This window comes from Shigella sp. FC1567 (assembly GCF_001743015.1).
GTDB lineage: Bacteria > Pseudomonadota > Gammaproteobacteria > Enterobacterales > Enterobacteriaceae > Escherichia > Escherichia coli.
This window is the reverse complement of the sequence record NZ_MIIV01000391.1, coordinates 1-493: the sequence shown is the minus strand read 5'-3', so window position 1 is coordinate 493 and position 493 is coordinate 1. Positions and strand designations below refer to the sequence as shown.

General features: G+C 44.8%; 1 pseudogene. It reads right to left on the bottom strand.

From position 1 onward, the window contains the following. Positions 1-342, bottom strand: a pseudogene (locus tag BHE85_RS18480) (phage tail protein); the annotation flags it as partial. Positions 343-493: the final 151 nt, after the last annotated feature.

Below are 493 nucleotides of genomic sequence, written 5' to 3'. Positions count from 1 at the left end.
CATTTCATAACCATACCGCACATCCTGTACCCCCTCAGTTCGATGTTTATAGCGGGCATCGAAGTTTCCGTAATTTAACGGAATTACCTGTCCGTTTACGGCGAACGTGATGCTGTTATCTGTATTCCTCTGGCTGAAAAAATGCCAGCCTGAATCATCGCCAAGCTCTGCAACAACAGACCTGGATGGATTACCCCACAAATAAAACGCTGCATTTTTCGTGGAGTTGTTGGCGCTGGATAACGTGAATTTTCTGGCAGTTCCGGCCTGAATATTCTTAAAAGCAATAGCCACTCCATTCTGAAAGCGGAATACACGCTGACTATTAGCATAAACATCCAGAATACCGTCTCCATTCTGTTTAAATCCGGTGTCATTATCACCAAGAACAATAGAGTGAACCGCCCCGGGTTTCCTGGAGAGTGTTTTATCTGTGAACTCAGGCTGCCAGATCATCGTTTCCGATGGAAGCATAATAAGCTTTTTCTGCTTC